Genomic DNA, 25,658 nt, shown 5'->3' with positions numbered 1-25,658 from the left:
CAGACTGAACTTGTGCAGAGCTACCTTACCGCGAAACTATATCCACACGAGGAAGCACCACCCCCAGCGATCCCATCCAGTGCGAGAGATCGCCAGTCAGTTCCTTCCCCTTTACAGACGAAGCCACCTGGATCGGCCCAACCCCCTGCGCTCCGTCCACCGCATCGCGCAGCTTGCGCGCCAAGGTCAGATCGAAGCCTTCGCTCACCCACACGCGATCGTCTACGACCGAGAGAAACACATCGCCCTCGTGCGTCGAGTACACCCGCTCGGTATCGTCCTTCTCATCCTGCTTGCGGCGCTTTAACCCGTCATACTGCCGGGGCAACTCTTCCTCGAACACCGTAAAGAAGCTACGCGCCGAGTCGTCATTCTTCCATCGCGAGCTGTACAGCAGTGCCAGAGAAGCCGTCGTCTGCTTCTCTGCCTCAGTCGCGTTCTTGCGCTGCGCCGCGTAGTAGATGCCACCGTTCCAGTTCGGAGCCAGCGCCTCGGCCAGCGGGCGGCCGCCAAACAGCTCTGCGGTAATCCGCACATCGAGCTCGCCCATCACGCCGATATCGTACGGCGCATAGCCAGCCTCTTCCAGCAGAGGATGAATATCCGGCATCTGCATTACCGGAACCGGAACATGGGCCAGGAATTTATCCGGATGCATGATCTCGAAGCTGGAACTGGGCGGACTGTCGAGCACACCGGCAAAGGCGCGCGCAGGCCCTTTCTTCACCAGGACCTCCTGCTCGAACGCCAGGCCCTCCGAATACGGGAACAACAAGGACTGTTGCAGCAACAACGGAGCCCGCGCCAGCACCGGTGAATCGCCCATGTCTCCGGCGCCGCTACGCAGTTGCTCGCCCACCTGCGGCATATCCTTCAGGGTCTTGCCCGAATCCCGCAACATGTAGTCGGCGAAGGTCACCATCGCCTGCCCTTCGAGCACGGCCTCGCGAGCGGTGTCCACCTCGTCGGTCTGGATATGCTTGTTGTCCTCGCCTACGTCCTTGGCAATGCCCTCTTGTTCCTGGTTCTCCCACTTCGTCAGCCCTACACGCTGATCCTGCAGCGCATGGGTCAGCTCATGAGCCATCACAGGCTCCTGCTGGTCCAGCGGAACCCAGTCCAGCAGGTTCATGGTCTGGGTCTTGTTGTCGTAGAAGCCGGCGATCTGCTCGGTCAGCAGGCTCAGCATAAAAGGGCGCAGATGGAAGTCGCGGTCCAACAGCCCGAACTTCTTCAGCACCAGCTCACTGTTCTCCATCCGCTTGGTGTCTTTGTCTTCGTCGAACTTCTTGCGCAGAAACTTGCTTACCTCATCCCGAGAGGTGAACTTGCTCTTGATCGGCCGCTTGATCTCGAGCCCGGTGTCCTTGCTGACGAAGTGAAAGGTGTCATCCAGCTTCGCCAGCAACTGCTTCTCCTGCAACTTCGTCAGGCGCGAATCCACAGTACCGGAGGTCTGCCCCGAATCCACTTGCGGGGACGTGGCACTACCCTGCGGCGAAGGCGTAGGCTTGGGATCCTGTTTTGCGGGCGAAGCTGCCTGCGACCAGGACGGCAGAGCCGCGCTCAGCACCATCACCGCCACCAAAGATCCAACCGCTCGCCGTAAGCTCAAACCGCCTCCAATGTACTTTGCCTATTCAAGTGTACCCATGCTTTGACGCCTAAACAGGAGCGCTGTCATCTCATACAGAGATAGTGCCGACGTCCTTCGAGTGAGATGCATTCTGCTCGCCGTTGTGTGAAATCATTGAGAGGTACGAAAACCATGGCCGAAAACACCCAGCACGAACTCCATCAGATCCTCGAAAACGCCGCTTTTGCTCCGCTCCATGACCGGGCCTTCCTGCGTATTACCGGCCCGGACGCGACGCGCTGGCTCAACGGCATGGTGACGAACTCCGTTCAATCGCTCGCTCCCGGCGAAGGCAACTACAACTTTCTGCTGAACGCGCAGGGCCGAATCCAGGGCGACGGCACGATCTATCGCGATGGTGACGAGTTCCTCCTCGAGACCTCCACCAGTCAGGTCGAATCTATCCAGCAGCATCTTGATCGCTTCATCATCATGGACGATGTTGAGCTCTCTCCCGCTTACACCGAGAAGCAAGGATTGCTATTAGTTGGCGCGAAAACCCCTGCAATTCTTGCTGCATCAGAACTGCCTACACTCGACCCGCTGCATCTCAGCCATGCGAAATCGCTTCTGCTGCTTACCCCTGCCGCAGGCTCCGTTCCCCGCTATGAGCTATGGGACGATCCAGCTTCTCTCGCTGTCCTCCGCGAAAGCCTAAGCAACGCCGGAGCAGTCGAGGTATCCGTAGCATCCCTGGAGCAGCTCCGGCTCATCGAAGCCACGCCACGCTTCAGCCAGGACATCCGCGACCGCGATCTGCCGCAGGAGACCGCCCAAGCCCACGCCCTGCACTTCAACAAGGGCTGCTATCTCGGCCAGGAGATCGTCGAGCGCATCCGCTCGCGTGGACAGGTGCATCGCACCTTCACAGCCTTCCGTCTCACCGGCGATCTGCCCACACTGCCTGCGCCCATCGAAGCCAACGGCAAACCGGTCGGCGAACTCACCAGCGCCGCAGTCGTGCCCTTGCCCGAAGGCCCCACGCTGCTCGCCCTGGGCTACATCCGCCGTGAAGCATTGGATACCCACCAGCCCCTTACCTACGCTGGCGGCACAGCCATCCCCCGCAGCCCAGGAAACTCATAGCTCGACCCCTCTTAGCTCGTAGCTCAACCGATCCATTTTCCAGAGCTCACCGCAACAATCAATTCCGGCGGCAATCGCAACGATGACCGCCGGCATCCAATATCATTGAGAACAATATGGCCGAAATCAAAGAGTTTGTCGTCAACGATCGTCGCAAGTTCACTGCGGAAGGTGACATCCGTCCCGACGCGCCCCCCTCCGAACCCAAACCCGCGCGCCCTGAAACGCTCGAAAAGCCCAAGCCCCCACAGGACGCCTACGACTCGTCAGCCCGGCTAACCGGCCCTCAGGCCGTTCCCGACAAGCCCGCTGCTGAAGAAGCCGCCGACGTCGAGACCGGCGAAGAGCTGCCCCCCGCACCCACGGCGGAGCAGAGCGAGCAGGCAGCGCGTGCCTATAACGCCACCGTCGAGCGCCTGGACACCGCCATTCGTGCCACCAATCCGGGCATGGACCGTCTGCCCGAAATGACCTTCGATCGCCTCGTGCAGTCGATCTACATGCAGGCGATCATCCAGCTCGGCGGCACCGCCGAACCCGGCCAGACCCCGCAGGTCGACCTGCTTGGCGCACGCCAGTCCGTCGATATGCTCGCCGTCGTGGCCGAGAAGACCAGGGGCAATCTCTCCGAAGCCGAAGACAAGCTGGTACGCTCGGCCCTCTTCGAGATGCAGATGGGCTTCCTCGAGATCACCCAGGCACTCTCCCGCCAGGCCGCAGGCAGGCAGGGCGCTCCCGGAACCGGCATGCCCCCCAGCGGCCAGAACGGCCCGAGCATCGTTCGCTAGTCAATGCAGGCAACTCTTACATTCCTCGGCAGCGGTACGTCGATGGGCGTGCCCACGCTCGGTTGTGGTTGTGCTGTCTGCAACTCCGCACTGATTCCGGGCTCGCCCAATCGACGCACGCGGCCATCGATCCAGGTCAGCTACGGCGGGCGCAACGTGCTGGTCGATACCGGCCCGGACTTCCATGCCCAGGCGATCAGCGAAGGCATTCGCAGCGTCGACGCCGTGCTCTACACCCACAGCCATGCCGACCACATCCTCGGTATGGACGACCTGCGCCCCCTGAGCTTCGCCACCCCCGAAGGCATCGCGCTCTACGCGGACGACGCCACAGCCCAGGTCATCGAGCGGGTCTTCGAGTACACCTTCCGCAAGGTAGACCGCTATCCCACCAGCGCGCGCGTCCAGATCCATCGTCTCGACACCGCCGCCGGTACGGCCGTCGATCTCTTCGGCACGCAGTTCATTCGCGTACCCGTCATCCACGGGCGCAATATCATCGCCGGATACCGCTTCGGCTCTGCTGCCTACCTCACGGACATGAGCGACATCCCCGCCGAGAGCCTGCCGCTGCTCGAAGGGCTCGATATTCTTATCCTTGACGCGTTGCGGCGCGAACCGCACCCCAGCCACTCGCACCTGGCACGGTCGATTGAGCTCGTGGAGAAGATCGCTCCCCGGCGTGCCTTCTTTACCCACATCAGCCATGACCTGGACCATGAATCCACCAACGCCTCGCTGCCCGATCACATTCGCCTCGCGCATGACGGCCTCAAATTAGACTTCGAAATTCCCGAGATCGCCTGATGCAGATCGTTCGTTCGCTTGCTGAACTCAATTCGTTCCCTTCGCCCTCCGTTGTCTCCATCGGCAACTTCGACGGCGTTCATTGCGGCCATCGCATGGTGGTAGCCTCCGTCATCGCGCGTGCCCGCGAGATCGGCGCACGTGCCGCAGTCGTTACCTTCGATCCGCACCCGGCACACATCCTGCACAACACCTCACGCCTGCCCCTCATCACACCGCTCGCGGAAAAGCTTGAGCTCCTCGATCAAACCGGCGTCGATCTGGCCCTGGTGCTTCCCTTCACCGAGGAGCTAAGGCTATGGACCGCCCACCAGTTTGCCGAGCGCGTTCTGCGCGATGGTCTGCAGGCCGTGGAAGTCCACGAAGGGGAGACCTTCCGTTTCGGCCACAGGGCTGAAGCCGGCATCGACAGCCTGTCGCAGATAGGGCGCGAACTCGGCTTCCTCGTTCGCGCCTACGAGCCCTACATCCTGCGCGGCGCAGCGGTATCTTCAAGCCGCATCCGCACGCTGGTGTCCACAGGAGAGCTCCCCCAGGCACGCGCCCTGCTCGGGCGCTCGTTCAGCATCCATAGCACCCCGGCATCAGGCCGAGGCTACGGCACCCGCTACACAGTGCCGACAGTGAACCTCGCCCCCTATGGAGACCTTCTGCCCGCTCACGGTGTCTACATCACCACCCTGCGCGTGGGCACGGGAGATCAGGCCCGCATCTTCCGGGGAGTCACCAACGCAGGCAATCGACCGACCTTTGGCGCCGACTCCTTTGCGGTGGAGACTCACCTTCTGGACTTCGAACCGATCGATCTGGACGAGACAACTCCGCTTGAGATGACGTTTCTCTACAGGCTGCGCGGAGAACAGCGGTTCCCGAATCCCGAGGCGTTACGCGCACAGATCGGCCTCGACGTTCGGCGTGCGCAACGCTACTTTGCGCTATGCGATGCGCTGCATGTCTCTCTGAGCTAAAGCAGTTCACAGAGTGCCAGGCAGGCCACGTTTCGTTTCAGCACAGCGCGAAGCGCGTTCCCTGATGCTTCAGCATCAGGGAGACGGAGGGTAAGGGAGGCAATCGCCTTTAGGCTACGGAATTCAGGCTTAGCAAAGATGTGGCCTTTAGGTCCGGGCCTTCTTTCGGCTGCGAACAAAAGCCCGGGGCTAGGTAGTGTCTGACGAATCGGAGATAGCAGCGTTGTCTTTGCTTTTGAGATAGGTCCGGGCTTTAGCCCGGACATTCAGGACAGGCGATAAAGGGGCTTCAGCCCCTGGGATAGGCTCTCCTCTCCGCAGGCAGAGATGCCAAGAGAGAGGAAGGCTTGTCCCAGGGGCTGAAGCCCCTTCGTATTGGTCCCGTCATGCCCGGGCTAAAGCCTGGGCCTATCTCAGAGACAACAGCAAAAAAATAGTCGTCGATTCGTCAGACACTACCTAAAGCCCAACTCTTGCCTGCCCCTTATTCCGTAGCCTAAAGGCTACGGCTCCCTCCGTCCCGCGACGCTGAAGCGTCACGGTTTGCACCACGCGCTTTTTATGCCCAAAGCCCTTACTTACCGAGGCCGTACGGCTACATGAGTCTTTGAAGACGCCTTTGCAGGCCCCTTCGCCGTAGGCCCAGCCGCTGGCTTCGCCGGAGCATCATCGTCCGGCGTGTCATTGGAGGGTACCGGAGAAGGCGCAGACTGCGTTTTATCCGTATCGTCGTCCGTATCCTCGTCACGATGGGCAGGCTTAGCCTGTTCGACGGATGGCTGAGCCATCGGCACCTCAAGCTGTTTCTTCGGAGCGTTGAACTTCGAGAACTGCTCGTTCGGTCTGCCCGCGACCGCGACCTTCATAAAGTCCATCCACATCGGCAGAGCGGCCTTGGCACCGGTCTCCTTATCGCCCAGGCTCTGTCGGTTGTCGAAACCGATCCAGGTTCCGCACGTAACAGACGGAGAGAAGCCGATAAACCAGGCGTCCGTATAGCTGTTCGTAGTTCCCGTCTTGCCGCCGAAAGGATGCTTCATCTGCGAAGCCGCTGCCGCTGTTCCCTGCTGCACCACCGATTGCAGCAGAAGCATCATCTGCCGCGCCGTCTCCAGAGAGATGACCTCTTTGACCTCGGGCGTCTTCTGCTCGAGCGGCAATCCGTCGGCCTGCGACACCTTGCGGATGTAATGCGGCGCAATACGGATGCCATCGTTCGGAAAGACACTGTAAGCCGCCACCTGCTCAGCCAGGCTGATGTCGGCAGCACCGATCGCTACCGGCAGGAAGTTCGGCATATTGCTCGTGATGCCAAAGCGGTGCGCCACCTCGATGACCTTCTTGATCCCGACACGGTCCGCGAGCTTCAGCGCCGGAATATTGCGCGATTCGGCAAAGGCGTCGATCAGGGTCATCGTTCCCCTGAAGTTGGCCTCGTAGTTGTGCGGCGTGTACGGGCCATTCGGCGTGTAGAAGCTCGTTGGGCCATCCACGATGGTGTCGTATGGCTTGGCGCCGGCCTCAAAGGCCGCCGTGTACACATAGGGCTTGAACGAAGAACCTACCTGGCGCTGCGCCTGGGTAGCGCGGTTGAACTGAGAGATCGCGAAGTCACGTCCGCCGACCATCGCCAGCACCTCGCCATTCGCGTTGTCCATCGCCATCATCGAAGCCTGTGCGCCGCTGTCCTGTTCGAGCACCACGCGCGGAGTCCCGCCCGCAGGCGCAATCACCTTGACGTACACGATGTCGCCGACCTGCACGAGATCCGTCGCCTTGAAGGTCGCCGTCCAGGCCCAGTCCGGCGTGGCCATCGTCTCCAACTGCTGCCCGATCTTTACGACCATCTTCGTCGCGGAGACGGAGACGACCAGCGCATGAAAATACGCTCCATCGATGAACGGCTGCGTCCAGTCAGCATGCTTATAGGAATCAAGGTCCCCGTCCGGACCCAGCACATTCTGCAGGCGTCCCTTCCATCCGTGACGTCGCTCGTAAGCCGCTGTCCCATCCAGAACCGACTTCTCCGCTACATGCTGCAGATCGAGATCGAGCGTCGTGTACACGCGCAGCCCTGCGCCATGCACCTCGTCGACACCATACTCGGCCTCCAACTGACGCCGAACCTCTTCCACAAAGTAGGGAGCCTCGATGTTCGCGGGAGCTTCAAGATGCAATCCGAGCGGCTCGGCCTTGGCAGCCTCGGCCTGGGCGGCGGTGATCTTGTGATCGCTGAACATCTCGCTCAACACGAGATTACGGCGTTTCAACGCCCGATCGGGAAAGCGCACCGGCGAGTACGACTCCGGCCCCTTCGGCAAGGCAGCCAGCAAAGCCGCCTCCGATAGCGTGAGATCGCGAACATGCTTGCTGAAGTAGTACTCCGAGCCGGCCTCGAACCCGTACGTTCCACGGCCAAGATAGATCTGGTTCGCATAGAGCGTAAAGATCTGCGACTTGGTGAAGTGACGCTCGATCTGCAGCGTCAGGAAGATCTCCTGGACCTTGCGTCCATAGGTCTTCTCGGAGGACAGAAACAGGTTGCGCGCGAGCTGCATCGTAAGCGTCGAAGCGCCCTGCGAGCGGCGAGCAGAGTGCATGTCGTGCCACGCCGCGCCGACCATGCGGATCATATTGATGCCGCTGTTGCTCTCAAAGTCCTTGTCTTCAATGGACAGGATCGCGTCGCGCAGCACCGGAGGAAAGTCCGAGTATGGCACGACAACGCGGCGCTCCAGCGCAAACGAGCCGAAGACCTTGCCATGGATGTCGTAGAGTTCAGTCGTCGTGCTGGGGCGGTAGCGCTCCAGGTCGGCCATCTGCGGCAGATTGATCGAGTAGACCAGCAGCAGGCCCACCATGATGCCGAAGATCGCGGAGGCTCCCAGCAAGAGCAGAAACGCAGCCTTACCAGCGACTCTCCGGCTACGATACTCCGGTTCGCGGAACGGAAAGGTACGCATCGCACGCCACAGAGCAGAGCGGTCGTCGCTTCGACGGGCATCGCTTGCTGATGGCTTCGAGAGCTTCTTGCCCTCGCTGTTCAACGGGCTCGGCACGGTAGCTCCCACCTTACCATGCAGGGCCTTGTGATTTCGCTGGCTTTACCAGGTATCCATAGCAATTGCATAAACATAAACGCGGTAAAGGGTTGCCTGGACGAACATAAAAGCCAGCCCTGAAGAGGCTGGCTTTCGTGTCCAATAAAAACAGGCATAAAAATCCTAAGCAGATAGCAGAGCAGCCTACGCCTGCTTTGCTTTCAGCATGTCGAGAGCCTTGGTGAGCTGATCGTCGACAGGAGCCGAAGGATGTTTCACAGGAGCAGGCGTCTTGGTCGTGTCGGAGCTGGAGGCATCGTCCGAATCCGAATCCAGATCGTCCATGTTGGAGGCTACAAGCGTGCCCGGAGTAACCGCTTCATCCTCAAACTTCTTTCCTGAAGGAGAAGCGTACTTCGCAATCGAGAGGATCAGCGCTGCGCCATCGGGAAGCTCAAATGTCTTCTGCTGTGCGCCTTCGCCAAAGGTCTTCTCTCCAACCAGGTCGCCGCGCTTGTTATCGGCTATCGCTCCGGCCACCAGCTCAGCCGGCCCTGAGGTACCGCGATTCACCAGAATCACCAGGGGCGCTGTCGTGTTGATCGACTTGGCGGCATCCGCGGTAAAGGTCTGCTTGGGGAATGTCTGCCCTTCCAGGGTGGCAATCGTTCCGGACTTCAGGAAGAAGTTGGCCAGACGCGTGGCTTCGGCCATATCGCCCGCCGAGACGTCGCGCAGGTCGAGCAGGATCTTTTTATTGCCGGCCTTATTCATCCCCTTCAGCTTGGCTTCAATCTGCTGCACGTGCTCATGGTCGATCACCATCGGCTTCAGAGAGAGGATCGAGGCATTCTCATACATCGTCTCCGCCACCGCAGGCTCGGAGACAACGGCACGGTTGAGCTTGATCTTGTCCGGATCCACCTTCCGCGGGCGAATAACCGAGATCTGGAGTTCGCTTCCCGGTGCGCCTTCGAGCAGGAGCTGGATCATTGCCAGCGAAAGATCGCGCGTATCCTGGTTGCCGATCGCCTCGATGATGTCGCCGTCCGTCAGGTTCGCCTTGTCCGCCGGGCTTCCTGGAACGACCGAGACGATGGTCGCATAGCCGAAGCGCTTGGAGACGTTCAGGCCAACCTGGGCTTTGCCGCCCTTATCGGCCTTGTAGGCCTTGTAATCGGCGGGTGGCAGGTAGCTGGAATCCGCATCGAGCGACTCCAGCAGGCCACGCAGAGCGCCTTCGGTGACAGCGGGAATGTTCGGGTCGACTACGTAGTCGTTCTGGACGTGCTGCAGCACCTCGCCGTAGACGTTGATCTGGCGGTAAGCGCCCTCCTGGGACTGATCGACCGCAGCGCGAACACCATGCGTATTCACACCGAGAAAGATGCACAGGACAAGAAGAACGGATACAGCGAGAAGCGAAATCTTGACGCTCTTGGGCATATGCGAAAATCCCCCTCCCAAGGGGGCAGTTACGACTATAGAGAATGAGACGCTCTATGGGGACTTTTGTTATACCTTCCCCGATATCGGAATGATACCCTGACTCGAAGAAATCGCGACGCCGAGGCGTAGCAATTGGTGGCGGTGACTGGAATCGAACCAGTGACCTACGGGTTATGAGTCCGTCGCTCTAACCATCTGAGCTACACCGCCTGGTGGGAGACTGTATCAAGCGGCGAGGCCGCGACGACAGCCGCTTCTCCATCATAGAAGCCACGGCAGCGCAGGTCAAACCTCGACAGCCTAAGTCGTATATTTGCCTCCAGTTTCGAGTCGCAAGCGATGAGACTCGACTCTCGCAACTCACGACTCGCAACTGAAACGCATAAAATACGAGACTGGCCGTCAGGATCAGGCCTTGCGTCAGCTATGAGCGATTTTCAGGACAAACTCGGTGGGATTCTGCACTACCTGACCCTCATTGCGATCGGCCTGGGCGTGATCCTCGCGATCATCATCGGCGTGGCCATCTATTTCTATCGCAAGAACAAGAAATCGGAGATCCTGCGCTGATGGCGGTTTCTGCACCTCTCCCCCCGGGGTCGCCCTATGGCCGCGTCGTTGGCGTCATTCCCGCACGGCTGGCGTCCACACGGCTGCCTAACAAGGTGCTGCGCGAGATTGCCGGCGAGCCTCTGCTGGCCTGGGTCTACCGGGCCGCGAAGGCCTGCCCTCTTCTGGATGAAGTCGTCATTGCCGCCGATTCTGAAGAAGTCCAGGCCCTTTGCCGGCAACGCGGCTGGCCGTGCGTGATGACCTCTCCCGAGCTGCCCAGCGGCACAGACCGGCTCTTTGCCGTCTCCCGCACGGTTGAGGCGGAGATCTATGTCAACGTCCAGGGCGACGAACCCCTGCTCCGTCCCGAGCACATCGCCGACATCCTGTCTCCGTTTGCCCTGCCGCAGGTAGAGGTCACAACCCTGAAGGTGCCGTGCACCCCCGAAAATCTCAACAATCCTAATGCCGTCAAGGTCGTGACGGCCCACGATGGCCGCGCCCTCTATTTTTCACGGGCGACGATTCCCTACGACCGGGACGGCTCCGGCCATGCTCCGGTATGGAAGCACCTTGGCCTCTACGCCTATCGGAGAGCGGCCCTGGAACACTTTGCCGCCCTGGCCCCGGGAGAACTGGAGCAGACAGAGCGCCTGGAGCAACTGCGTTTGCTGGAAAACGGACTCGCGCTCTACGTCGCCGCCACGGCACATGACACCGTAGGTGTCGATACCGAAGAAGACTTACGCAGAGTGGCGACGATTCTCAAAGGAAACCGGGCCTCCTAGTATTTCTCCTGGACCTACAGCCATTCGCGCAAAGCCCGAAGACAGTGAGAGCAGAGGCCTTCATGCCCGCGTTTGCGAGGCACTACGATCTTTTTGGGCGAAATAGTTTATTAGTAACGTTGACAAAGTAAGTAAGGTAGTGATTTGATTTAGCCCATACAACATGACTGTCCTGCTTTGTCCGCCTCTTTTCGGCATATTCGGACAGAAAGTTGCATAACGGATTGTTTCAGGGGTTGACTGCTTATGAAGCTGAATTTCTCCAAGACCGTCGGCGCAAGCATGCTTCTTTGTCTAGCGATGTACTTTCCTGGAGCCTCCTCAGCGCAGAGTACGAACTCCGGCGATATCCGTGGCACGGTTACCGATGCCTCCGGCGCACTCCTGCCCGGCGTAAAGGTTGAGGTGCTCAACGTCGATACGGGCGTATCGAAAGATTACGTTACCGACAAGGAAGGACTCTTCGATACCTCGTCGATCGTGACAGGAAACTATACGGTCACCTTTGCAAAGGACGGTTTCGGACGCGTCGTCCGCGGGCCCGTGACCTTGCAGGTAGGGACCACGACGGTCAATGCACAGCTCAAGGTGGGATCGACGACACAGCAGGTCGTAGTCAACGCCAACGACGTGCCTTTGCTTGAAACAGAGAGCAGTGAGCAGTCGACCACGCTCGATGCGAAATCCATGTCGCAACTACCCAATGTTGGCACGGACTGGGAGACCTTTTCGATTCTGTTGCCAGGCGCGCAGGGGAATACCCAGGGTACGTCTCTGGCAAACGGCTGGCAGGGTAGCAACGATCCGCAGCAATTCGTTGCAGCAAATGGCAATCTTCCCTACAGTGCCATTCTTGCCGACGGATCGATGACGACGTTACCTTCCAGCGGTAATGCCGACGTCTCTATCTTCGAGACCGTCTCGGAACTTCAAGTGATTACCTCCGGCTTTTCCGCGCAGTACGGAATCGGCGGCATCATCTTCAACCAGATCAGCAAGGGCGGCACTGGCCGGTTCCACGGATCGGCCTATGAGTATTTTCAGAACGATGCCCTGAACGCCGCGAACTATGGATTCGGAACCCCGGTTCCAGTGACGCCCATCCGCTACAACAACTTCGGTGGATCGATCGGCGGCCCCATCCTCAAGAAGAAGATGTTCTTCTACTTCGACTTCGATAAGACCAACAACAACACGGCTTATTCCGGATTTATAACAGTGCCAACGCTGGCCATGCGCAATGGCGACTTTACCGGGCTGCCGACGATCTACGATCCAACCTCGCAGGTCATCACACAGACCGCGAACGGACCCGTCGTTACCCGTAAATCCTTCGCCCAGGAAGGATACGGCAACAAGATTCCCGCGAACCTGATGGACCCTGTGTCGAAGGCACTGAATGCATACTTCCCTTTGCCAAACGCCACGCCGTCCAGCTTCTCCCAGGGAGTGCCGAACTCGAACTTCTATTACTTCGCGCCGGTTACCCTGCCCTATACAAAGTACTTCGGACGCCTCGATTACGACATTACCCCGAACAATCGGCTCACCATGACCGATACCCAACGGGATAACCCCACCACGAACGACGGGATTGGACTCGCCTATTGCCCCATGGATTGCGTAAAAGGCGACGTCGACAGCAATGCCGCGCAAGTTTCCGATGTGTGGAATATCAACCCTACGACAATCAACGAAGCACGCATGGGGTTTACGTCGGAGTTGAACTACTACATTCCTGAGTCACTGAATCAGGGCATTCCGCAGAAGATCGGCTGGCAGTTCGCCAAGGCCGACATCTTCCCGAATCTGAATTTCTCAGGCAGTTGTTGCTTCGGGCTGAACTCTGGATTCCAGGTCTTCCAGAAAGAATTCGTCTACGACCCGTCGGATGTCGTCACGATGATCCGCGGAAAACACATCCTGCACTTCGGTGGCGAGTTCATGATGTGGCAGGCGAACCAGGTGAACGGCAGCCAATTCAATGGCGGTACCCTCACGTTCAACGGTGCTTACACGCAATCAACGGTTGGGGACGCCACAACGGGCCTGACCTATGCGGACTTTCTGCTCGGGCAGGTGAACTCCTGGAATGCGAGCGTGCAGCCTGAATATGGAGCTCGCCTTAAAACACCACAGCTGTTTATCCAGGACGATATCAAGCTGCTCCCCAACTTCACCCTGAACCTCGGCCTTCGTTATCAGATCCAGCATGGCTGGAATGAGGTAAAGAACAACATTGCCGTCTTCGATCCAACAGTGCTCAATCCGGCAACCAACACGAACGGCGCCATCTGGTATGCCTCTACGCACGCGAACGGGCGCACATCGCTGCAGTCCAATGTCTTCACCACGGTAATGCCTCGTGTCGGCTTCAACTGGTCTCCTGACCCGACGATGACCATTCGCGGCGGTTTCGGCATCTTTTCTTATAACTGGAGCACAAATACCTACGGGGCCGGCCTCGGAAACTCCGTCATCACGCAAGGAAATGTGACCGACCAGACCAACGGCATCACGCCGGTCGTGGTGTTCGATTCGAAGGGATCGAACCTTCCCTTCATCGGCTCCACAACCGATCCCACTGCGCTCAATGGGCAGGGTGTGACGTACAACCAGTACCACACGCCCGTTCCTCAGATTTACCAATGGAACGTTGCGGTCCAGCACACCCTTGGACCAAACATGGTCATTGAAGCCGCCTATGTTGCCAGCCACGGATTCAACCTGAGCTTTCCGGTGGATATCAATCAGGTTCCGGAAAATCTACTGGGTCCGAACGATAGTCCGAACTCCCGTCCCTACCCTGTCTATCAAAGCATCTCGGGCAGCACGAACAATGCTGTCTCCAACTACAACTCTCTGCAGACTTCCATCACCCGGCGCCTGACCTCGGGGCTGAGCTTTAACTTCAACTATGTCTGGTCCCACTTCCTCGACGATCAGGACTCTTCCGCGGAAGGTGGAATCGCAGGAACCCAGATCTACCAGAACTCTTACAAGCCTTCCGCAAACTACGGATCGTCGAACTTCGACGTTCGCAACTCGCTGAAGGGCAATATTGTGTATCAACTTCCTGTCGGCAAGAACAAGCTACTCCTCAATAACAACCGCTTTGTGGATGAAACCCTGGGTGGATGGCAGATCTCTTCGACGATGATCTTTAACACGGGAAACCCGTATACGCCCTCTATTGGCGGCAATAATAACTCCTACTCGCAGGCAGGGAGCTGGTATCCGAACTTGATCGGCAATCCCAGGCCGCAGCATCGCACCATTGAAAACTGGTACAACCCAGCCGCGTTCGGCCTGCCCGCCAACGGTACCTTTGGCAACATGAGGAGAAACAGCCTGACAGGTCCAGGGCTGAGTGTGGTGAATCTCTCGTTAGGAAAGACCTTCACGCTGCACAACGAGATCCAACTCCAGATTCGCGCCGACAGCACGAATGCCTTCAATCACCCGAGCTTCGGGCCACCCAACCAGACACTCATTCCTGACAGCTCGCCAAACGCTCAAGGCATCACGACCTTCTCCGGAACAGGCACCAGCATCTCCCAGGTTACGGTCGGTGGCCGCACGATGCAGTTGAACGCGCGGCTATCTTTCTAAACCGTATCGAAGGTAATCTTCAAACCATCTGCCACAGACTCCGCCCGCACATGCTCCAGCGAGGCGACAACCCAATCCACACTCGCTGCCCGCAGCTCCTCTGCGTTGTGCGTACCCAGCACCCCGAGCACACGGCAACCCGCCGCCTTGCCCGCACTCACTCCGCTCGGGGCATCTTCCACGACGATGCAATCTTCCGGAGCAACCTGGATCAGCTTCGCGCCCAGCAGATACGGCTCAGGATGCGGCTTGCCGTTCACGACCCGGTCCGCGCTGACGATCCACTCCGGCTCAGGCAGCTTCGCCGCTTGAAGCCTTGCGACCAGCAGCCGATGCGTCGCCGACGACACGATCGCCCAGCGGTTCGCAGGAAGACTGGTCAGCAAGGCCCGAACGCCTGGCAGAACTTCCACATCCGCCACGTCCGCGATCTCCATGTCTTCGATCAGCTTCAACCCCTCGACGGGATCGACATCGGGCGCCAGATTCTTCATGATCTCGACCGCACGAGTACCATGGGCGATCTCGACCTTGTCGGCATTGGGAACGCCATAGTGCGCGGCCCAAATCTTCCAGCAACGATTGACGCTGGCGATGGAGCTGACAATAACACCGTCGTTGTCGAAGAGCAGCGCTGCAGCCTCGGTAGAAACCTGATGACTCACTTCGAGTCTCCCTGCAGCACAAACGCCTGCGCAGCCTTTAGTACCTGCTGCACACTCTCCTGGCTGCAGCTCTCGCAGTAGACGCGCAGCAGAGGCTCCGTTCCACTCGCACGGAACAGAACCCAGGTCTCCGCCGCCTTTGGCTTGTCCGCGCAAGCTGGGTTCTCGAGGAAGAACTTGATGCCGTCAAGAGTCTCGATGCGCAGCACCTTCAGGCCCGCAACCTCTGCAACGCCTGCTTTCGCCCGGCGAATCGCAGACTGCTTCAGATCCTCGTCGATATGCATATCCACGCGGCCATACTGATGCTCGCCGTACTCCTGCTGCAACGCAGCAACGAGTTCCCCGAGAGTCTTCTTCTCGTCGGCCATCACATTGGCCAGCAGCAGGCTGTTCAGCAGGCCGTCGCGCTCCGGCAGATGCTTCGAGATACCGACGCCGCCGGACTCTTCGCCGCCAATCATAATGTCTTTTTCGAGCATCAGGTCGACAACATACTTGAAGCCGATCCCGTGCTCGTGCAGCGTGCGGCCATACTTCGCCGCGATGCGGTCGAGCATCTTCGTCGTGTTGAAAGCACGTGTTACATCGCCGGGCCACTGCTTGCGCTCAAGCAGCCACTGCAGTAGGACAGAAAAGATCTTGTGTGCATCAACGACGTTGCCATGCTCATCGACAGCGCCGATACGGTCGGCATCGCCATCGGTGATCAGGCCGGCGGCACACTTCTCCGCGACGACCGCCTTCTGTGTCGCCGCAATATGCGGCAGGATCGGCTCAGGATTTATCCCGAAAAATGTGGGGTTCAGCTCACTACGGAATTCGACATACGGAATCCCCGCACGCTCAAAGATGCCGGCAACATATCCCCGGCCCGCGCCATACATCGTGTCGATCAGGAAACGATAGCCCGAAGCCTTGATCGCCTTGAGATCGACAAAGGACTCCAGCGCCGCAATGTAATCCGGCGCAAAGTCCACCTCTTCAATCTTCGCGGGCGTCGCGGCCTGCGGGACAGGCTTCAGCAGATAGCCCTCAATCGAGCTGATGATAGATGGCTTGCCCGAGCCCCCATAAGTGGCCTTGTACTTCACACCGTTCCACTCGGCAGGGTTGTGGCTCGACGTAATCATGACGCCACCCGCAGCCTTGCGCTCGCGCACGGCAAACGAGAGCTCCGGCGTTGGAGTGATCTTGTTCGCAAGAAATACCGGCACACCTGCGGCGGCAAGCGTCTCGGCGACGATGCGCGCAAACGAGCGCGAGCCAAAACGTGTGTCATAGCCTATGCAGACACCAGCCTTGGAGTCTTCGTGCTCCAGTACATAGAGCGCAATCGCCCGCGCAGCCACACGAACATTCTCATACGTAAAGTCATCGGCGATGATGCCGCGCCAGCCGTCGGTCCCGAACTTCACAACTGTCTTCAAATCATTCATTTTGTCTGGAATCCCTAAATCAGATCGTGGCGTCCGGCTTTTTTCAACTCCGCAACCACACGGCCCACATCCTGAGAGCCGTCGCGCGTGGTGATGAGAAGCGCGTCTCCGGTCTCAACAACGACCAGATCCTTGACACCCACCAGGGCTACAGCCTTCCCCGGAGAGTAGACATAGCAGCCCGAAGAGCCAATCTGCACATCATGCCCTGCTTCAATCACATTGCAGTTCCGAGGTTCCTTGCTCTCGGAGACGAACTCGTGCAGCGCCGCCCAGGAGCCGAGATCGTTCCACGCAAAGTCCGCCGGCAGACAATACAGCTCGGACGCGGCCTCCCCTTTTGCGGAACGCGGTTCGAGAACCGCGTAATCAATCGAGATGGACTCGCACTGCGGATAAAGCTCGGCAAAGACCTGCTCGAACTCTGGTGTTCCAAACGCCGCGGCAATCTTCTCTAACAAAGGCGCCATGGCCGGAGCATGTTCGCGGATCGCATCCGCCAGGGTGCGTGCGCTCCACAGGAACATGCCGCTGTTCCAGACGTAGTTTCCGGAGCGCAGAAAGGTCCTGGCATGCGCGGCATCGGGCTTCTCCGTAAAGCGGCGAACCCGGCGTACAGGAATCGCTTCGCCTCCAACCGTCGTTGGCGTTACGGCAGCACCGAGTTCGATATAGCCGTACCCGGTCTCGGCACGCGTCGGCGGAACCCCCAGAACGACCATGTTCGGCCCGCTGGCAGCAAGCTTGATGCCTGCGCGAAGGATCATGTGATAACGCGCGACATTGCCGATCGTGTGGTCCGAGGGAAAGATTCCGATGATCGTCTCAGGCGCTTCGCGTTCCAGCAGGAACGCCGCCAGACCGCAGGCCGGAGCCGTGTTCCGGCCCTCAGGCTCCCGCAAGATGCGGGTCTCGGAGACCTCCGGCAACTGCGTGGTGATCAGATCGGAGAGCAGATTGTTCGTGATAACCCAGACGTCGTGGTCGGGCATCATGTCTTCCAGACGGGCGACGGTCTGCTGGATCATCGTCCGCTCGCCATCCAGCGGAAGTACCTGTTTGGCGCGGGCCCGGCGGCTGCGCGGCCAGAAGCGTGTTCCGCTTCCGCCGGCAAGAATAACCGCTGCAAATGCTGGTTTAGACTTCGTTGTTTCAGGAGGCATAGATGTTCCTTTAAGGGCCGAACGCGCGACTACAGAAGTAGCCGCGCGTTTATCTCATTAGAGTTTCGAAAGGTACTCCCGAATCCGCTGAACACCTTTATCGATTACATCAGCCGAAACAGCGTAGGAAAGCCGGATATGTTCGTCCGTGCCGAAGGCCTCACCAGGGACGACCACGACATGGGCTTCACTCAAAAGCTTCGCCGCCAGGTCAGAGGCCGTCTTGACCTCTCCCTTGCCGAGGAAAGCCTTGATGTTCGGATAAACATAGAAAGCGCCTTCGGGAACCGTGCAGGTAAGGCCCGGAATCGTCTTGAAGCCTTCGAGCACCCGGTCACGGAGCGTGATGTAGTCGGCACGCATGGTGACAACACAGTCCTGCGAGGCCGTCAGCGCCGCAATGGAGGCCTGCTGCACCATGCTGGCGGTGTTCGACGTGCTCTGCGACTGCAGCTTGCTCATCGCCGAGATGATCGCCTTCGGCCCCAGCGCAAACCCCGCGCGCCAGCCGGTCATCGCGTAGGTCTTCGAGAGCGAGCCGAGCACAACGATGTGCTCCTTGCAATCCGTAAATGAGCCGCCGCTGACCACCTTGCCGGTAAACGTCAGGTAGACGTAGCACTCATCGAGCAGCACATAGATGCCGCGCGAGTGCGCCAGCCGCACGATCGCTTCGAGGTCCTCGGGGCTGACCACCGCGCCGGAGGGATTCGACGGCGTATTCAGAATGATCGCCTTCGTCTTGTTCGTAATCGCCGCTTCGATCATCTTCGCGGTGATGCGGAAATTCTCGCTCTCCGAGCTCTGCACGTAGACGACCTTGCCGCCCGCATACTGGATGATGTCCTTGAAGCTGACCCAGTACGGAACCGGCAGGATGACCTCATCGCCGTGGTCGACCAGGACCTGAATCGCATTGAACAGGGCGAGCTTGCCGCCCGTGGTGAAGACGCACTCCTCTACCGTGTAGTTGGAGCCGAAGTCCGCGGCATGGCGGTCGACGATGGCCTTGCGGACCTCCGGAACGCCCGCAACGGCGGTATAGCGCGTAAAGTTCTTCTCAATGGCGGTAATGGCAGCGTCTTTGATGTGCTGCGGAGTAGCGAAGTGGGGTTCACCCGCGCCAAAGTCGGCCAGGTCGATTCCCTGCGCCTTCATCTTCAGGGCCTCGGCGGTAATGGCCATCGTGGCCGAGACTTCAATACGGTTGATGCGGTCGGACAGGATCTTCTTGCTTGGTTCGGGACTCATACTCCCAGTCTTTCAGATTTGGCGGTGGAGATAAAGCCTATTGCGCGATCATCTCCGCTTCCTTACCACCCAGGTCGTCATACAACGGTAATCCTGAACGATTGTCGTCTTCAGAGGATCGACCAGCAGCCCGTTCATCTGCTCGGTCATCCGCAACAGGACCGCCTCATCCACCAGAAACCATTCGGAACCATCCCCGATCCGAAAGATATTCTTTCTCACCCGCTCAAAATCCATCCCGATCCTGGACCCCAGACGGCAGAAAAGCATCCCCCCAGGCCGCAGGACGCGCCAAAGCTCCTCGACCATGGCAAGAAAATGCGCCTCATCCTGTGCAAAATGCAGTACCGAATTGCAGATCACCACATCTGCGAATCCGTCCGGAAAGTTCATCTTCTCAATCGCACTAACCCGGAAGTTCTCCGCCGGAAGTTGAGGGGCCAACTCGGCAGCCAGAGCGCGTACATGCTCCACGGCTGCGGCATTCCCATCCACGGCGAAGATTTCAACACCCTCTCGCAGCAGATGCACCAGGTTTCGTCCATACCCGCAGCCCGCATCGAGCACACGCATTCCCGGCCCAATATTTCCGCGCAGAATCTGATCGAAGACGTAGATGTCGATCTGTCCAAACTGTTCCTGAATACTTAGCGGCCCCACCCCCTGCTCAGCCACTGATCGCCCCCGGAACTTTGCTCTTCAAGCGGTCCATAACCAACGGAGGGACCAGAGAACTCACATCTCCACCAAGGTGAAATACCCCTTTGATCAGCCGCGAGCTGACATAGGTGTACTTCTCCGCAGGCATCATGAACAGCGTCTCCAACTCGGGATCGAGCTTGCGATTCATCATCGCCATCTGGAACTCGTACTCGTAGTCGGAGACCGCGCGGATACCACGCAGAACAGCCTTCGCCCCCTGCGAACGGGCAAAGTCCACCAGCAGGCCGTCGAAGGTGGCCACCGACACATTCCCCAGGCCAAGCGTCGCCTCGCGAATCATCTCTTCCCGCTCCGAAGCCGTGAAAAGCGGCGCACCTTTTTCTGAATTGCGCAGAATTGCGACAACCAGTTCATCGACAATCTTCGCGCCTCGCGCAATCAGGTCGAGGTGGCCGTTAGTCAATGGATCGAAGGTTCCGGGATAAATTGCCTTAGTCTGCATCGCACTGTGAGCATACCAAGGTGCTGACCGCCCCGTCAGTTTGCCGTTGCTTGTTTCTCGTCGTCATCCTGAGCCGTAGGCGAAGGACCCCCGCATTCGTAGTGGCACCTCAGCATAAGTGGCAACCGCGAGATCGCGCCCGAACACCTTAGGTGGGTATGGGCCTCTGTGGTACCCCCCAATACGGGGTCCTTCGCGTACCGCTCAGGATGACGACGAAAAGCAAAGGCCTCTACCGCCCCTTCAGCAACTCCCGCGCAATCACCATCCGCTGAATCTCACTGGTCCCCTCGCCAATCGTGCACAACTTCACATCGCGATAAAACTTCTCCGCCGGATAGTCCTTGATAAAGCCATAGCCCCCATGAATCTGAACGCCCTCGTCGCAGATGCGGCAGGCCGCTTCGCTGGCATAGAGCTTGGCCATCGCTGCCTCCATCGTCACCTTCTGCCCGGCATCTTTTATGCGAGCCGCGCGCATCGTCAGCAGCCACGCGGCATCGAGCTGCGTCGCCATATCCGCCAGCTTGAACTGGATCGCCTGAAACTCGCTGATGGCCTTCCCAAACTGCCGCCGCTGTTGCGCATACTTCATCGCCGCGCCGAGCGCTCCACGCGCCATGCCGAGCGAGAGCGCCGCAATCGAGATCCGGCCTCCATCCAGCACGCGCATCGCATCCTTGAACCCCTCACCCAGCTTGCCGACGAGGTTCTCCTCGGGGATCAGGCAGTTCTCGAAGATCAGTTCCGCCGTATCGCTGGCACGCAGGCCAAGCTTGTTCTCTTTCTTGCCCGGCCGAAAACCCTTGGTTCCCTTCTCGACCAGAAACGCCGAGATGCCGCCATGCGTCGACTTCTCTTTATCCGTCACCGCGAGCACCAGCGCGCAGTCTGCATAGGTGCCATTGGTGATGAAGGTCTTCGAGCCGTTCAGCAACCATCCACCATCGACCTTCGTCGCCGTCGTGCGCATGCCACCCGCATCGGAGCCCGAACCCGGCTCGGTAAGCCCCCAGGAGCCGAGCCACTCCCCGCTGGCGAGCTTCGGGATCCAGCGTTTGCGCTGTTCGTCATTGCCGCCAAGCATAAGGTGGTTCGTGCAGAGCGAGTTATGCGAGGCCACGATGATGCCGACACTGCCATCGACGCGCGACAGCTCCTCAATCGCCAGCACGTACTCCACGTACCCCATGCCCGAGCCGCCAAGCTCCTCCGGAAAGATGACGCCCATCAGCCCCATCTCTCCCAGCTTCTTCACCACGGCATGCGGGAATTCGCTCTTCTCATCCCACTCCGAAACATGCGGCGCAATCTCGCGCTCCGCGAACGCCCGCACCTCGCGACGAAGCTGCTCCTGCTCTTCGTTCAACCCAAAACCCAGCCCAGATACCGCCACGAATGGCCTCCATTCAGAAAACTTACCACCCTACCACACTCGTGACGGCATAGGTTTCCGTTCGCGTCGTATGCCGTTTTCGGGACCTCCGGTGTCTAAATTCCAGAGCTAAAGAATTTTTATTGCAAGATCTCTCCGGGGCCTCGTTCTATCAGCAGCGGAGTCACAAAATGGCTCCAGCATGTTCCAGCAAAGGAAACCCATGCGCCCGTCCTCGATTACTACCCTCCTCGCTATACACCTCGGCCTTGTTGCAACCGTTGCCTCCGCCCAGAAGAGTCCAACGCCGCATCCTCCTGCAGCTATAACCGCAGCCGAGCACGACACCAATCTGCCCGTCACTCACGTCTCGCTGTACAAAAACGGCGTCGGATTCTTCGAGCACACAGGCCGAGTGACCGGCAATGCCGCCGTCACCATCGACTTCACGACCGCACAGCTCAACGATGTCTTGCAGTCGCTGACCGCTATCGATCTGAATGGAGGCCGCATCTCCGGCGCGGGCTATAACTCCACGACTCCACTCGACCAGCAGCTCAAGAGTCTGCCGCTGGCGCTCGGCACCGACGCGACGGCTGCCGATTTCTATACTGCCATTCGAGGGGCACGCATTGAGGTCAACGCTTCCGGCACTTCCATCACAGGTCGCCTGCTTTCGATGGAGATTCGCAGCGTTCCGGAAAAGGGTGACAATGACTCGAAACCCTCTATCGACCACTACTTCCTCACCGTCGTCTCCGACACCGGTGAGGTTCGCACGCTGGAACTAACCTCAACCAGCAGCGTTCACCTGCTCGACACCGCTCTGCATCAAGACGTCAGCCGCTATCTCGAGCTGCTCGCGGGCAGCCGCTCGCAGGGCCTCCGTCATCTCACCCTCGACGATCGCGGCACCGGCACACGTGAGCTGCATGTCAGCTACATCTCCGAAGTACCCATCTGGAAGTCTACGTATCGCATCCTGTTCACGGACTCTGCCAACGCAGACACCACACAAAAGGCTACGCTGCAGGGCTGGGCGGTCGTCGATAACACCGTCGGAACAGACTGGGTGAACGTACAACTCTCTCTGATCGCAGGTTCTCCGCAGAGCTTCATCCAGCCGCTGTCCGATCCTATCTACTCGCGGCGGCCCGAGATTCCCATTGCGCAGGAAGCCCAGCTTACGCCTCAGACCTTCGACAGCAGCGTCGAAAACGTCAGGGAAGACCGGTCGCCCGCAAGTGCCCCTTCAGCAACAGAGACTGTCGAAGTTTCAGCCGCTCCACAGATTCAGGTGGGCAAAAGTATGTTGCGGAGTAGAGGCATCGTCGCTGGGCTAGCTGCCGCTCCGCTCCCACCGTCTCCCAGGTCCTACGAAGAGGCGGCATCTGCCTCTCTTGTCACAAATACCAATACCGCAGCCTTCGACGATTTCTTCGAGTACAAGCTCACCGAACCCATCACCATCCGCAAGAACGAATCGGCCCTGGTGCCCATCCTGCAGGCCAAGATTGACGCAGACCGCGTCACACTGGTCTCCTCGGACGGCAACCGCATCTCGCAGCCTTTGCGGGCGCTGTGGATCACCAACACCAGCGGACTGACGCTCGATCGTGGCAGCTTCTCCATCGTAGAAGACGGCAGCTTCGGTGGAGAAGGCCTGCTCGATCCCATCCACGCTGGCGAGAAGCGCCTGCTCTCCTACGCTGCCGACCAGGCTGTGCACGTCACGACCGAGAGCCGTCATAACGCAACCCACATCACACAGATCAGCGCAGCCAAAGGCGTATTGAACATCCATCATGCGGATGTGAGCGAGGTCACTTACGTCATCCACAACGCCGCCGCCGACCGGCGCACCGTGGTGCTGGAACATCCCGTTGTGAAGGGCTTCACACTTGACTCCGACCCGAAGCCCACGGAGACGACGCCGACCGTCTATCGCTTCCGCGTAGAAGCCGCACCGGGCGAAACCGTTCGTCTGCACGTCGGAGGCAAACACGAAGGCTACACGGCCTATCAACTCCTGAACTCGGACGACAACCAGTTCACCCTGATCCTGAATTCGGCGAACCACAACCCCGCACTGGAACAAGCGTTGCAACCAATCCTTGAAGCTCGCCGCCATGTAGCCGACGCACAAACCGCAGTCGACCAGACGAATGCAAAGCTCGCTTCCCTGCACAGCGACGAGGAACGTCAGCGCGCCAACATCACCGCACTGCAAAATGCCGATAAAGGTTCAAGAGATCGCTTCGTCGGGGATCTGAACAAAACCGAAGACGCGATTGCCGCTGGACAGAAAGAACTGGAGACACGCACCACAGCGCTCGATGCCGCCCAGGCTGATCTCGCTAACCGCATCGAGGCGTTTCAGTTTCAGGAGACGGTGTAAAGCGGTTCGACAATTTGTCGTTGCTTGTTTTTCGTCGTCATCCTGAAGCGTAGCTGAAGGACCCCCGCATTGGCATCACCTCAGGCGCACAGGCCCACCAAAACGTCTGAGCAGGATCTCGTGGTCTTCACCTTTGCCTCAGTGCAGCCACGAATGCGGGGGTCCTTCGCCTACGGCTCAGGATGACGACGAAAAACAGGCAACTACGCCAACGCCTGCGCCAGATCCGCAATAATATCTTCCACCTCTTCAATGCCCACCGAGATCCGCATCAACCCATCGGTGATCCCCAGCTTCGCGCGCCCCTCTGCACCCACCGCCGCATGAGTCATCGTTGCCGGATGGCAGATCAGCGTCTCAACGCCTCCGAGCGACTCCGCCAGATAGCACAGCTTCAGTCGCGATGCGAAGGCATTGGCCTTCTCCAGCGAACCCAGCTCAAGCGACAGCATCGAGCCAAAGCCCCGCTGCTGCCGCTTCGCCAGTTCATGCTGCGGATGCGTCGCAAGCCCCGGATAGAACACCTTATCCGCGCCAAGCTTCTCAACCAGAAACTCCGCGACGGCACGGCCATTGGTGTCGTGCTGCTTCATGCGCACGGCCAGCGTCTTCACGCCGCGCAACAGCAGGTAGCTGTCGAACGGCGAAAGGATTCCTCCGGTGCACTTCTGCACAAAGCGGAAGCGCTCCGCCTGCTCAGGCTTCGTGCAAACCAGTACACCGCCCAGACCATCCGAGTGCCCGTTGAGGAACTTCGTCGTCGAGTGCATCACAATGTCCGCGCCGAGTTCGATGGGCCTCTGCAGATACGGCGACAGAAAGGTATTGTCGACACTCAGTTCAACACCCTTCGCATGACAGATCTCGGCCACCGCGCGAATGTCCGTCACGGACATCATCGGGTTTGTCGGCGTTTCAATGTGGACGAGCTTCGTCTCAGGACGAATCGCTGCGCGCACATTTTCAGCGTTGCTCGTATCGACATAGGTAAACGTCAGGCCATAGTGCACCAGCACCTTGTCGAAGAGCCTCGAGGTGCCACCATACACATTGTCCGAGCAGACAACGTGGTCGCCGGCCTTCATCATCGTGCAGAGAGCCGTAATCGCCGCCATGCCCGAACCAAAACAGTGCGCCGAGGTACCGCCTTCGAGCGAGCACAGGCTCTCTTCCAGCGCATCGCGCGTCGGGTTGGTGAGCCGGGCGTACTCATGGCCCTTGTTCTTACCGATCGCTTCCTGCTGATACGTCGAGGTCAGGTAGATCGGTACATTCACGGCACCGGTCAAAGGATCGGGCTGCTGCCCGTCATGGATAGCGCGTGTGGCAAAACCGTATTTCGAGTCTGACATGGGTACGCTGAAGTCTCCTTCAGACATGGTATCGGACTGCACAAAATAGAGCGCCAACGGCGCGGCTCATCCCAGCCTGGGCTGAAGGCCCAGGTACGGGTACCACAGAACCCAAAGGGCTGA

General features: G+C 59.1%; 19 protein-coding genes and 1 tRNA gene. 8 read left to right on the top strand and 12 right to left on the bottom strand.

Translation table 11 applies throughout. From position 1 onward, the window contains the following. Positions 1-25 precede the first annotated feature (25 nt). Positions 26-1,615, bottom strand: a complete 1,590-nt coding sequence (locus HDF15_RS12985) for a hypothetical protein (protein WP_184256171.1) — start codon at positions 1,613-1,615, stop codon at positions 26-28. A 153-nt stretch (positions 1,616-1,768) separates the two neighbouring features. On the opposite strand from HDF15_RS12985, the gene HDF15_RS12980 reads away from it, so the two are divergent. The 4 genes from HDF15_RS12980 to HDF15_RS12965 all read left to right on the top strand — a co-directional run bounded on the left by HDF15_RS12980 (position 1,769) and on the right by HDF15_RS12965 (position 5,285). Further along, complete coding sequence (locus HDF15_RS12980) at positions 1,769-2,722, top strand: folate-binding protein YgfZ (protein ID WP_184256169.1); 954 nt, start codon at positions 1,769-1,771, stop codon at positions 2,720-2,722. Between the two features lie 116 nt (positions 2,723-2,838). Further along, the gene (locus HDF15_RS12975; RefSeq protein WP_184256167.1) at positions 2,839-3,510 is read left to right on the top strand and encodes a DUF1844 domain-containing protein; all 672 of its coding nucleotides are present in this window, start codon (positions 2,839-2,841) and stop codon (positions 3,508-3,510) included. A 3-nt stretch (positions 3,511-3,513) separates the two neighbouring features. Beyond that, positions 3,514-4,317, top strand: a complete 804-nt coding sequence (locus HDF15_RS12970; protein WP_184256165.1) for an MBL fold metallo-hydrolase — start codon at positions 3,514-3,516, stop codon at positions 4,315-4,317. Further along, complete coding sequence (locus HDF15_RS12965) at positions 4,317-5,285, top strand: bifunctional riboflavin kinase/FMN adenylyltransferase (protein WP_184256163.1); 969 nt, start codon at positions 4,317-4,319, stop codon at positions 5,283-5,285. Before HDF15_RS12970 ends, HDF15_RS12965 begins: the two co-directional genes overlap by 1 nt. A gap of 578 nt (positions 5,286-5,863) precedes the next feature. Here HDF15_RS12965 and HDF15_RS12960 read toward each other — a convergent pair. The 3 genes from HDF15_RS12960 to HDF15_RS12950 all read right to left on the bottom strand — a co-directional run bounded on the left by HDF15_RS12960 (position 5,864) and on the right by HDF15_RS12950 (position 9,985). Beyond that, positions 5,864-8,344, bottom strand: a complete 2,481-nt coding sequence (locus HDF15_RS12960) for a penicillin-binding protein 1A (RefSeq protein ID WP_184256161.1) — start codon at positions 8,342-8,344, stop codon at positions 5,864-5,866. Positions 8,345-8,530: 186 nt separating this feature from the next. Beyond that, positions 8,531-9,772 (bottom strand): S41 family peptidase, encoded by a 1,242-nt coding sequence (locus HDF15_RS12955; RefSeq protein WP_184256159.1) that lies wholly within the window; start codon positions 9,770-9,772, stop codon positions 8,531-8,533. A 136-nt stretch (positions 9,773-9,908) separates the two neighbouring features. Then, a tRNA-Met gene (locus HDF15_RS12950) sits at positions 9,909-9,985 on the bottom strand. Positions 9,986-10,201: 216 nt separating this feature from the next. On the opposite strand from HDF15_RS12950, the gene HDF15_RS12945 reads away from it, so the two are divergent. The 3 genes from HDF15_RS12945 (at position 10,202) to HDF15_RS12935 (ending at position 14,727) form a co-directional block, all read left to right on the top strand. After that, entirely contained in the window at positions 10,202-10,345 is a 144-nt protein-coding gene (locus HDF15_RS12945) for a hypothetical protein (RefSeq protein WP_184256157.1), read from the top strand. Further along, positions 10,345-11,115, top strand: coding sequence for a 3-deoxy-manno-octulosonate cytidylyltransferase (gene kdsB / locus HDF15_RS12940; RefSeq protein ID WP_184256155.1), 771 nt, complete (start codon positions 10,345-10,347; stop codon positions 11,113-11,115). Before HDF15_RS12945 ends, kdsB begins: the two co-directional genes overlap by 1 nt. Before the next feature lie 246 nt (positions 11,116-11,361). Further along, positions 11,362-14,727: a TonB-dependent receptor gene (locus tag HDF15_RS12935; protein ID WP_184256153.1), complete on the top strand. Its 3,366-nt coding sequence runs from the start codon at positions 11,362-11,364 to the stop codon at positions 14,725-14,727. Here the strand turns inward: HDF15_RS12935 and HDF15_RS12930 are convergent. The 7 genes from HDF15_RS12930 to HDF15_RS12900 form a co-directional block, all read right to left on the bottom strand. After that, a complete protein-coding gene (locus tag HDF15_RS12930) occupies positions 14,724-15,392 on the bottom strand; it encodes an HAD-IA family hydrolase (RefSeq protein ID WP_184256151.1) in 669 nt (222 codons plus the stop codon). The two genes, HDF15_RS12935 and HDF15_RS12930, sit on opposite strands and share 4 nt — an antisense overlap. Further along, positions 15,389-16,831, bottom strand: coding sequence for a phosphoglucomutase/phosphomannomutase family protein (locus HDF15_RS12925; protein WP_184256149.1), 1,443 nt, complete (start codon positions 16,829-16,831; stop codon positions 15,389-15,391). Before HDF15_RS12925 ends, HDF15_RS12930 begins: the two co-directional genes overlap by 4 nt. Before the next feature lie 14 nt (positions 16,832-16,845). After that, positions 16,846-17,994: a mannose-1-phosphate guanylyltransferase gene (locus HDF15_RS12920; protein ID WP_184256147.1), complete on the bottom strand. Its 1,149-nt coding sequence runs from the start codon at positions 17,992-17,994 to the stop codon at positions 16,846-16,848. Positions 17,995-18,051: 57 nt separating this feature from the next. Continuing rightward, positions 18,052-19,245 carry a pyridoxal phosphate-dependent aminotransferase gene (locus HDF15_RS12915; RefSeq protein WP_184256146.1) on the bottom strand — a complete coding sequence of 398 codons (1,194 nt, stop codon included), beginning with the start codon at positions 19,243-19,245 and terminating at the stop codon, positions 18,052-18,054. A gap of 48 nt (positions 19,246-19,293) precedes the next feature. Further along, entirely contained in the window at positions 19,294-19,920 is a 627-nt protein-coding gene (locus tag HDF15_RS12910) for a bifunctional 2-polyprenyl-6-hydroxyphenol methylase/3-demethylubiquinol 3-O-methyltransferase UbiG (protein ID WP_184256145.1), read from the bottom strand. Continuing rightward, a complete protein-coding gene (gene coaD, locus HDF15_RS12905; protein WP_184256144.1) occupies positions 19,913-20,410 on the bottom strand; it encodes a pantetheine-phosphate adenylyltransferase in 498 nt (165 codons plus the stop codon). Before coaD ends, HDF15_RS12910 begins: the two co-directional genes overlap by 8 nt. Positions 20,411-20,642: 232 nt before the next feature. Further along, positions 20,643-21,791, bottom strand: a complete 1,149-nt coding sequence (locus HDF15_RS12900; RefSeq protein WP_184256323.1) for an acyl-CoA dehydrogenase — start codon at positions 21,789-21,791, stop codon at positions 20,643-20,645. Positions 21,792-22,008: 217 nt separating this feature from the next. Here HDF15_RS12900 and HDF15_RS12895 point away from each other — a divergent pair, with 217 nt between their 5' ends. Further along, positions 22,009-24,183 carry a hypothetical protein gene (locus HDF15_RS12895; protein ID WP_184256143.1) on the top strand — a complete coding sequence of 725 codons (2,175 nt, stop codon included), beginning with the start codon at positions 22,009-22,011 and terminating at the stop codon, positions 24,181-24,183. Between the two features lie 203 nt (positions 24,184-24,386). Here HDF15_RS12895 and HDF15_RS12890 read toward each other — a convergent pair whose 3' ends face one another. Beyond that, positions 24,387-25,535 carry a PLP-dependent aspartate aminotransferase family protein gene (locus HDF15_RS12890; RefSeq protein ID WP_184256142.1) on the bottom strand — a complete coding sequence of 383 codons (1,149 nt, stop codon included), beginning with the start codon at positions 25,533-25,535 and terminating at the stop codon, positions 24,387-24,389. Between the last annotated feature and the right edge of the window lie 123 nt (positions 25,536-25,658).

Source organism: Granulicella mallensis, assembly GCF_014203225.1.
GTDB lineage: Bacteria > Acidobacteriota > Terriglobia > Terriglobales > Acidobacteriaceae > Granulicella > Granulicella mallensis_A.
This window is presented reverse-complemented; position numbering and strand designations above follow the sequence as displayed.